Raw genomic sequence first — 9,788 nt, 5'->3', positions numbered from 1 at the left:
TCAGTTAAAAACATAACTAAACGGTCAATCCCAATGCCTAAACCACCTGTCGGCGGCAAACCATACTCTAGCGCATTAATGTAATCCTCATCCATCATATGGGCCTCATCATCACCAGCCAGACGCTGAGTCAATTGTTCGGCAAAACGTCCATGCTGATCGATTGGATCATTCAGTTCCGAAAAACCATTGGCTATTTCGCGGGCAAATATAAACGCTTCAAAACGGTCTGTAATTTCAGGATTCTCTTTATTACGCTTAGCCAGTGGCGATATTTCAGTAGGATGTCCAATAATAAAGGTTGGCTGAATCAGATGTTGTTCACAGACTTCCTCAAAAACATTATTTAAAATGCCACCAATACCATGTTTTTGTTCATATCTGACCCCCAGCTTATCTGCCGCCGCCCGGGCCTCAGCGATAGTCTTAATTTCATTAAAATCTACACCGGAATATTTTTTTATAGCCTCAGGCATTGTCATACGATTCCACGGCGGTGTAAGATCAATTTCCTGCCCCTGATAGGTTATCCTGGTTGTGCCAAGAACGGCTTGGGCTACACCGGCCACGACTTCTTCCGTCAACTTCATAACATCCTGATAATCGGCAAAAGCCTGGTAGAGTTCAACCATCGTAAATTCCGGATTGTGTTTAATAGAAATGCCTTCATTTCTAAAGACCCGGCCCAGCTCATACACTTTTTCAAAACCACCAACAATCAGCCGCTTGAGATATAGTTCCGGCGCAATGCGCATAAACAGTTTCATATCAAGGGCATTGTGATGGGTAATAAACGGGCGTGCTGCCGCCCCGCCTGCAATCGGATGCATCATCGGGGTTTCCACTTCCAAAAAATCCCGTTCATCCAGTAGTTGGCGAAAAGCTTTGATGATCTTGCTGCGTATAACAAAATTATTGCGGACATCAGGACTAACAATTAAATCAAGATAGCGTTGGCGATAGCGCATTTCAACATCTTTAAGCCCATGCCACTTTTCCGGTAAGGGCCGGAGAGATTTGGACAAAAACTCGAAGCTATTGGCTTTGACACTAATTTCGCCTTTTTGCGTTGTAAATACTACACCCTCTATCCCCACAATATCGCCAATGTCCAACAGGCGAAATTGTTCATAAGCGGTTTCACCCATGACGTCCTGACGGAAATAAACCTGAATCCGGCCGGACATATCCATTACATGGCCAAAGCTGGCTTTACCATGCCCGCGGACAGCCATAAGCCGGCCGGCGATACGCACAGTTTGTCCTTCTAATTCGGCATAATTATTGATGATCGTCTGGGCATGGTGCGTAAAGTTATATTTACGGCCAAAAGGCTCAATCCCTTGTGCAGCGATTTTATCCATTTTTTCTCTGCGGACTTTCATAAGCACATTTAGTTCTTCTGCTGTTTGTTCTTTATCGAGTATTACTCCTGATTCTGACATGTACGTTCTCCCCTGTCTCACTTTATCCAATTAGTGCTGGCGTCTAATCTCCATAATTTCATATTTTAAGATACCAGCCGGAACATTTACTTCCACAATGCTGCCCACTTTCTGGCCAAGTATAGCCTGACCAACAGGCGATTCATTGGAGATTTTAGATTCTGCCGGGTCAGCTTCAGCCGAACCAACAATGGTATATTCGAGTTCATCATCAAATTCAAGGTCTTTGAGTTTAACAGTAGAACCCAGGGCAACAATGTCTGTGCCAACCTCGCCTTCATCAATGACTTTGGCGTTACGCAGGATTTTTTCCAGAGTCAGGATTTCCCCCTCAATGAAGGCCTGCTCATTTTTCGCATCTTCGTACTCTGAGTTTTCGCTGATATCGCCAAATTCGATCGCTTGCTTAATACGTTCAGCAACCTCCCGGCGGCGGACTGATTTTAAATGATCAAGTTTATGCTCGATTTTTTTCAATCCGTCTATTGTCAGCATAACGTCTTTTTCCATGATGTCATTCTCCTCTTTATTATTAAATATTTGGCAAACGTCTTTGCAAATATTCTAAATATACTTTGTAGATAGTGTATTCGCTTCTCCTAAAAAATTGCCTCCTCGCCCGGAAAAATTACAGAAACGCATGACTTAGGCAATATAAATAGTGTCAAGTAGAAACTTGACACTGTGGAAGGTAAGAGGCAACCTTGCGATTAGGAAGGTCATCCTCTATTTTTCATTATTATAGGCATAAATAGATCATTTGTCAATATTTTCTAAAGTACTCCTTTTTGCACCTGACTGATTTGAACAGCGGCGCTATTTCTTATCACTTCCAGTTCCTGAGCGGTAATGGCCCGTTCGAAGCTTCGAAACCCAGCTAATTTAAAACCATGCTTGGCAGCCAGTTTATCAATTGTTTCAACCTGCTTTACGGTTAAGTCCCGCCCAAGTGTAAAGTTCTCATACCGGCCCTCAAGCGCTAAGATCATTGTTTCGGCCATACAGGCATAGGCTGTTTTCGGTGGAAATCCGAAATTCACACCAAAATTTACATCGCCGGGAATTTCGACAACGCCACCCTCAATAACCAAGACATCCTTGCGTATTTCAGCTACCCGGCGCGAAACATTGCGCGGCCTGGCAACATCACAGACAATCGCACCTGGTTTTAAATCCTCAGGCTCGATAATACTATCAATCGCACTGGTTACAGCAACAACAACATCCGCATTGCGAATAGCATGTTTAGTATTTGCCGTTACCCGCACCGCTAATCCTGATGTCTTAAAAATTTGTCTAGCAATTTTTTCTAATTTAATTTCATCCCTGGCCGCCAGGGTCAAATAACGCACCTCACGGGCTAAAATCTGAGCGCAGGCTGCACCGATAGCACCAGTCGCCCCCAAAACCAGTACATTGGCCCGCTCCAGATCGATATCCATAACTTTAGCCGCCTGTCGCGTTCCTGCCAGCGCAGTCGCTACCGTATAACTATTACCGGTAGTCACGGCAATCTTTAAATTCTTGGCTACGGTTATGCCGGCATCGCCGACAATTGAGGTAAAAGCACCTAGGCCAACGATTTTAGCCCCCATTTTTTCGGCTACTTTACCAGCCTGGATAATTTTCTGAGTCACATATTTTTCCGGCATGGTAATCATCTGCCGGGATGTTAGCGGGCAGCCAACGAACCATCCCTCGGCCGCATTATGCCCTGAATCAATGCCGCTAATATGCGAAACTTTAAACGGCGGTATGTATTTAATAATCCCTTCCACCAATCCGTCCGGCCAATTTTTGGTAAAAGCGAACTTGCGGCTAAAATCTTTGGCTTCCAGCGGATGAACTACAAAAGCAAATTTTTGCAAATACACGCGCCTCCTTATATGAGTTGTTTGACTCTGGGTTTAATGCCAGCCTGTTCAATAAGACAGGTATAATCTCCGGCTGTTAGTTGCTCCGGCCGTTTACCTGATAAAGCCGTCAGTACCCCTTCTAAAATATTAGTACCAAAAGAGCGCCCCCCCATTTCCGGGGTAGTAGTTACCAGTGTCCTAACACCACGTTGCTTTAACAACACCTCATCCTCTGTGGTAACAGTATTGGTGATAACAAGTTTATCACTCATATTCTCCGGCATATAACGCCTGATAAAGTGAAAGTCACCGGCAATAATCGCAGCATCACGAAAATAAGACGCAAACCGGGGCGTTCCCTGTGTCTGCTTGTCGCCCGTAGGATAAAAGAAACTAACCGGAAGTTTGGTGATAACAGGTGCGGCAACATTTGCCAATCGTGCCAAGCCGTTGAGTGTATGAATAGGTATTGGCAGGCCTAAACCAAACATTAAATCGCCAAAAACAGGCCGGCTGCCGGCTCTCACCAGTGCTTCAGCCAGCCCAAACCGGTCAACAGCACAAACGATCAGAGCCTGCTTATCCTTAAAACTCAATCGATATTGGGCCTCAAGGTAAGGTACGACCTGCCGCTCCAGTGTATTCTTGATCGCACTACCGTCAACTACCGGTGTTATTTGGGCATTAGCGGCTAACCCTGCTGATTCCCGGAAGGTGTACCGTTTACTGCCGGCATATATATATAAGTCGGTACCGCCCAGGCCGATGGCATCCACTTGCCCATCCAGTTCACGGATCAGTTGGGCTGCAGCCTGCTTATTACCATCTGTACCAATTCTCTTTATCAAAAATTCCTGGCCGCCGAATACAACTGATGTAGTTCCGTTGCGTTTCGATGAACCAAGACTAATGCTTACTACCTGTTTCATCTACTATCCTCCCGGTTAGAATCGGAGCTGCTTGATGAGAGCACGAATATCCTCCGGATTGACATATTTATCCTCAGCAATAGGGGATTCGCCAATTTGCACCCCGATCACCACTTTATCCAGTATAGTCTCAATTAATTTAATCCTCATATTTGAACCAATAATAATAACTATATCATATTTGCGGACGTTTCCCACAATCTCCATAATTGTATTGAACAGTTCTACCCCGCTTTTGGTTTGAACAAAATCCCAACGCTCCTGTTCGGATAAAACAAGACAAAAATCAATACCTTCCTGCCGGGCTACAGCATAGATCTCCTGACAGTTCTGCAAAGGAAAACCGATGAGCGCTACACGGCCGCCTTTGCGAATCTCACCGATTGTCTCAAGCCGCGAGACAAAGGTGCGATCAACACCAAGGCGCCCAGCAACCTCCTGCTGTGATAAACCATCGCACCGCAAATCCAAAATGCGATCAATGGTCTGGTGTATTTTCTGGCGGTTGACTATCTTGTCGCCAATGCGTAACAACACAGCTTGTTCATCTCCCAGTTAGTATATGTGCACAAAGTTGTGTACATACATATTCTAGCATTTTTTTTGTTCATTAACAAGTTTTACCATATAATGGAACGACAAAAAATTACCGCTACCCCCATGGCGCAAAAGGGAAGCGGTTAATCACTTTCTTATATGTTTCAAGCTTTAATACAGTATCATCATGAGCCATGCCCTTTTTTAGGCCTTGCAGCACACGAATACCTTGCTGCATTGTAATTCCCATATCACCAGTGAGTTGAGACATCGTAGCCCGGCGGGCTTTAGCCAGCGATTCATCCAACGACTTTCCCGTCCGTATATTACCAACAAACTCCTGGGCCAGATAAAATTGCGCCAAATTAGTCATTGGATTGCCACAGGCACCACTGGCAGTCAATCCCAGCACTTCCGGCAAAGTGTGTTTAATACTAAATTCAACAGATTTTTTAAGCTCGTCCGTTTCCCGGCTCATAGCTTCAACCAGGGTGCGGGCTGTACATAAGCCATACATCGTTAAGGCCCTGATAATAGAGTGTTCAATGGTGTGAGCCTGTTCAAGTTCGACCAGTCCGCCTAAATTAGCTGTTATACAAATTTCCTGGCCGGTTTCAAGATCAGTTCCGTAAACGGTTACCGGTATATCACTTTTATCGCGAAATTCAGTATATCCACCTTGCGGGGACCAACCCGCCCCGGAAACAGAAGGATATTCTTTGCGCATTTTTTTTAGGTTGATATATTCAATATCAGTAGAATAGATATAGCTGCCGGCAGTTCGCAAAGTATACCAGCGGGCATGCCCCCGCCCTTCCAGTTTAGCCATAAGTACAGGTATCTCATTGCCGGTGTCATCGGCCGCAATTTCACTCCAGATATTTACGATCCGGACAATTACACCAATCGGGTACAGGCCCTGTTCCTCAATAAGCCACGGACAAATAAAAATTTCCCGGCCCACCCCGACATCTAAGAGCAATTGTCCACCGTTTTCCATGATAAACATTCCTGTAATTGTGCCGCCCTCCGGCCTAGGCAGGATGCCGTTGGCGACGGGCATGATTAGCATATCCATCCTTATCCCCCTGCGGAAACTGCTTAGAAACGCCCATCTGCGTTGTTGCTCCTGCGGGCGTTCCCTCCGACGTACTTCCCAGTACGACTGCGGTCACGTCCTCGTCGCGCCTAGCAACTGGACATTTCTAAGCAGTTTCCGGCTTGTGCATATTGACAAATTTAGATTATAGCATCACGATAGTTTTCCATGATCCGGATAAAGTCTGCTCTGGTGGCGGCCTGGTTGAATTTTAGCCTGAGCTCCGCTGAGTTGGGCAGGCCTTTCGTGTACCAGGCGGCATGACTGCGCATTTCTCTGCTGCCGGTGTATTCGCCTTTATGGACGACCAGCAGGTCGAGATGCCTGAGCAGCATATCAATCCGCTCCCCGAGCGTGGGCAGCGGCAGTGTTTCACCTGTTGCCAGGTAGTGGGCAACCTGTCGGAAAATCCAGGGATTTCCTTGGGCCCCCCGCCCTATCATTATGCCATCACAGCCGGTTACAGTCAACATTCGCTCCGCATCCTGGGGGGTACGAATATCGCCGTTGCCGATAACGGGAATGGCAACAGCCTGCTTTACCGCACTGATAATCGACCAGTCAGCCTGTCCGGAGTAGAATTGTTCCCGGGTACGGCCATGGACACTCACCGCCGCCGCTCCGGCCTGCTCGGCCAGTCTGGCGATTTGCACGGCATTCACGCTGGTTTCATCCCAGCCTTTGCGAAACTTAACAGTAACCGGTATACCACCGGCAGCCTCAACAACAGCAGCGATAATACGGCCGGCCAGGCCGGAATTGCGCATCAGAGCTGAACCCTCGCCATTTTTTACAATCTTAGGGGTTGGACAGCCCATATTGATATCAATTACATCGGCGCCGGCGTCAGCAATAATACGGGCCGCTTTAGCCATACTTTCAGGCTCGGAACCAAATATCTGCAACGCCACCGGGCGTTCCCGCGCATCAATCGCCAGCAGTTTCTTAGTGTTTGTATTATCATATATAAGGCCTTTATCACTTACCATTTCTGAATATACCAGGCCGCAGCCCATTTCCTTGACCAACAGGCGAAACGGCAGGTCGGTAACACCGGCCATAGGGGCTAAGATCACTGGATTGGCAAGTTCAATGTGACCGATACGCATATATACCTCCTCTTTTACCAGTCTCAAAAGGCGGCCTAGTGTCTTGGCCACATTATCTTTTTAGTTGCTGACGGCTAAAATGGCAAATGGCGGCGTCAGCCCCTCCTAGCAGACCCCTGCCAGTATGCGTCGGGCTGCCCCTTTGCCATTTTGTCTCGCCTTAAAACTAAAATCTAACATGACCAAGCTACTAACAGGCCGCCTTACAGGCTAAATCACCGGTTCCGCTCATATATAAGTCTTAGGCCCTCCAAAGTCAGGAAGGTATCTACCTTATCAATGGTATGGGACTCCTGCGCGATTAAGTTGGCCAGCCCCCCGGTAGCAATTACGGTTACTTGTTGTCCCATTTCATCCCGCATACGACGGACAATTTCATCTACCTGGCCAACAAAACCATAGATTATACCTGATTGCATACTATTTATGGTGTTGCGGCAGATTACACTTTTGGGTTTAATCAGTTCAATCCGTGGCAATTTAGCCGCCCGTTGAAACAAGGCTTCAGTTGCAATACCAATACCCGGAGCAATCGCGCCCCCCAGGTAATCTCCATTTTCGGCCAGAGCGCAAAATGTAGTTGCCGTACCAAAATCAACAATGATCAACGGACCGCCATATTGCGCATAAGCGGCAATGGCATTTACAATACGGTCAGCGCCTACTTCGCGCGGATTTTCATATTTAATACAAATACCGGTCTTAATTCCAGGGCCAACGACAAGCGGCTCAACATTAAAATACCGCTGGCACATCCTGGTTAAAGGTACCACCAGCGGTGGCACTACTGAAGAAATAATAATTGCTTCAATATCCTCCATCATTAGCCCGCGGTAAGTAAACAGGTTATAAATAAGCACCCCGTACTCATCACCGGTCTTTTGCTTATCTGTGGAAATACGCCAGTGGTAATTGAGCTCTTGGCCTTCGTAAACCCCCAGAACGATGTTGCTGTTACCAACATCAACCACTAATAACATGAGTAAAATCCCCCTATAACTATAGGCCGTATTCCGTCAATTCTGAAATGACCTCTAGGTTATCAATACTTGTTATTGTACCTTAAAAGCAGGGAAATTGTAAATATACGACTGCATAGGGAAATTTCCATCAGTTCAGCTGCTTAATCGGCACAAGCCCGCTTTTTAAAAGCGCCCGGCGAACCCGCACCCCAATATATACAGCCATCGCTGCCTTAACTAGGTCAAACGGCAAAAAAGGCCATACGGCTAAATTAAGTGCTCTCTCCAGCGGCATGGCTTTGTGCAGCACATATTGAAAAGACAGCATAAAGCCAGCCAAGCCAATTATGTAGATAGCAGCCAGGCCTGTCAGTATGGCAATGGCAGTGTGTTTATATGTCAGTTCAAAGTGTTCCGCAACATAACCAACAATATACGTGCACAGAAAATAGCCAAAAATATAGCCACCGGTTGGCCCAATTAAAACAGCTGCTCCAGCTTTCCCCTGGGCAAACACCGGCAAACCAAATATACCGAGCAGCACCCACACGGCAATACTGGCCGGTCCCAAACGCTTACCTAATATTATCCCTGCCAACAGCACAAACAGGATCTGCATTGTAATTGGCACAGGACCAAGAGGAACAGAGACCTGGGCACTGACCGCAAGCAGGGCGGCAAATAAACTTGTAAGCGCCATATTTTTTGTATTCATGATTACCCTCCTTATAAGACAGCTATAATTAATTAGGCGCAGCCGGGCGAATGGAGACATCACCGGCCAACACCCTTTCCAGTCCTTGTGCGGTTTCGATTAAAAGGGCACCATCAACATCAATGTTAATAGCCACACCAGTAAAGCTGCGATCAAACCCCCGGACATCCACCAACTGCCCCAGCGTGATTGACTGGCTTTTCCAATCTTCAAGCACTGATCCAAAGCCTGAAGTTTTAACAGGAATATAAACATTTTCCAATTCAGCAAGTATAGTAGTCAGCAGCTTGAGTCTTGAAACCTGGTGTCCGGAGGCAATAGCCAGCGAGGTGGCAGTGGCAGCAAGCTCCGCGGGAAAATCAAACGGCTCGATATTCACGTTGATCCCCATACCAATAATAATATGGTTAATTGCATCCATTTCCGCACTCATTTCCGTAAGTATACCCACTACTTTGCGGCCATTGCACAATATGTCGTTAGGCCACTTAATGCCGCAGCCGGCACCGGTCACCGCATTAATAGCCCGGTTAACAGCAACAGCTGCCATTAAGGTGCATTTTGCAGCCTCCATAGGGCTAAACGGCGGCCGTAGCACAACAGACAGCCAAATTCCTTTGCCATACGGCGAAAACCAGCCTCTGGCCAGGCGGCCCCGCCCGCTTACCTGCGCTTCCGCCACAACAACCGTCCCCTCAGGGCAACCGTCTGCTGCCAGTTTTTTGGCCTCATTATTAGTTGAATCAGTCTCACTGAAATAATGAATTTCCCGCCCCAAAATACGGCTAGTTAACTGGGCTTTAATCTCGGCCGGCAACAGCCTGTCGGTATTATGCCGCAGCGCATAGCCAAGCCGGGGATGAGCCTCAATATCATAGCCATCCTCTTTAAGGCCCCGGATATGTTTCCATACTGCCGTTCTCGAAACTTTTAAGGTGTGCGAGATATCCTCCCCCGATACATATTGGCCGGAATTATGTTTTAGTACCTCAAGTATTGCTGACCGCAATATCATTCACCTCTGAAAACATTATTGTTATCCTAATAATAAATCACCGGTTAACAATTGTCAATCTGGACTCTAAGCTGAATTCTTGCATTTACAATCAGAACAGGAGTATGATAGCATTTCTATA

Annotated in this window: 10 protein-coding genes (1 of these 10 only partly in view); all 10 read right to left on the bottom strand. The window is 46.7% G+C overall.

What is annotated here, in order from left to right; all coding sequences use genetic code 11:
• Positions 1-1,445, bottom strand: the 5' portion of a protein-coding gene (gene lysS / locus SPTER_RS23845; protein ID WP_144352666.1) for a lysine--tRNA ligase. The gene continues 55 nt to the left of window position 1, outside the view; only the first 1,445 of its 1,500 coding nucleotides appear in the window; its start codon is at positions 1,443-1,445; the stop codon falls past the left edge of the window.
• A gap of 30 nt (positions 1,446-1,475) precedes the next feature.
• On the bottom strand, positions 1,476-1,958 hold the full coding sequence (gene greA / locus SPTER_RS23840; RefSeq protein ID WP_144352665.1) for a transcription elongation factor GreA: 483 nt from the start codon (positions 1,956-1,958) through the stop codon (positions 1,476-1,478).
• 260 nt (positions 1,959-2,218) lie between these two features.
• Entirely contained in the window at positions 2,219-3,313 is a 1,095-nt protein-coding gene (locus SPTER_RS23835) for a shikimate dehydrogenase (protein ID WP_144352664.1), read from the bottom strand.
• Between the two features lie 14 nt (positions 3,314-3,327).
• Positions 3,328-4,230, bottom strand: a complete 903-nt coding sequence (locus tag SPTER_RS23830) for a quinate 5-dehydrogenase (RefSeq protein ID WP_144352663.1) — start codon at positions 4,228-4,230, stop codon at positions 3,328-3,330.
• Positions 4,231-4,245: 15 nt separating this feature from the next.
• Entirely contained in the window at positions 4,246-4,767 is a 522-nt protein-coding gene (locus tag SPTER_RS23825; RefSeq protein ID WP_144352662.1) for a helix-turn-helix domain-containing protein, read from the bottom strand.
• Positions 4,768-4,882: 115 nt separating this feature from the next.
• Positions 4,883-5,845 carry a hypothetical protein gene (locus SPTER_RS23820; RefSeq protein WP_246105423.1) on the bottom strand — a complete coding sequence of 321 codons (963 nt, stop codon included), beginning with the start codon at positions 5,843-5,845 and terminating at the stop codon, positions 4,883-4,885.
• A 161-nt stretch (positions 5,846-6,006) separates the two neighbouring features.
• A complete protein-coding gene (dusB, locus tag SPTER_RS23815) occupies positions 6,007-6,975 on the bottom strand; it encodes a tRNA dihydrouridine synthase DusB (RefSeq protein ID WP_144352661.1) in 969 nt (322 codons plus the stop codon).
• Positions 6,976-7,190: 215 nt separating this feature from the next.
• Positions 7,191-7,955, bottom strand: a complete 765-nt coding sequence (locus tag SPTER_RS23810) for a type III pantothenate kinase (protein WP_144352660.1) — start codon at positions 7,953-7,955, stop codon at positions 7,191-7,193.
• A gap of 130 nt (positions 7,956-8,085) precedes the next feature.
• Entirely contained in the window at positions 8,086-8,652 is a 567-nt protein-coding gene (locus SPTER_RS23805; protein ID WP_144352659.1) for a biotin transporter BioY, read from the bottom strand.
• 28 nt (positions 8,653-8,680) lie between these two features.
• On the bottom strand, positions 8,681-9,661 hold the full coding sequence (locus SPTER_RS23800; protein WP_144352658.1) for a biotin--[acetyl-CoA-carboxylase] ligase: 981 nt from the start codon (positions 9,659-9,661) through the stop codon (positions 8,681-8,683).
• Positions 9,662-9,788: the final 127 nt, after the last annotated feature.

Source organism: Sporomusa termitida, assembly GCF_007641255.1.
GTDB lineage: Bacteria > Bacillota > Negativicutes > Sporomusales > Sporomusaceae > Sporomusa > Sporomusa termitida.
Note: the sequence above shows the minus strand (reverse complement) of the source record. Positions and strands in the feature narration are given on the sequence as shown.

Excerpts from the sequence above, each read along its gene's own strand:
- SPTER_RS23810 (WP_144352660.1), bottom strand. The coding sequence starts at position 7,955 with ATGTTATTAGTGGTTGATGTTGGTAACAGCAACATCGTTCTGGGGGTT.
- SPTER_RS23805 (WP_144352659.1), bottom strand. The coding sequence starts at position 8,652 with ATGAATACAAAAAATATGGCGCTTACAAGTTTATTTGCCGCCCTGCTT.
- dusB (WP_144352661.1), bottom strand. The coding sequence starts at position 6,975 with ATGCGTATCGGTCACATTGAACTTGCCAATCCAGTGATCTTAGCCCCT.
- SPTER_RS23820 (WP_246105423.1), bottom strand. The coding sequence starts at position 5,845 with ATGGATATGCTAATCATGCCCGTCGCCAACGGCATCCTGCCTAGGCCG.
- SPTER_RS23830 (WP_144352663.1), bottom strand. The coding sequence starts at position 4,230 with ATGAAACAGGTAGTAAGCATTAGTCTTGGTTCATCGAAACGCAACGGA.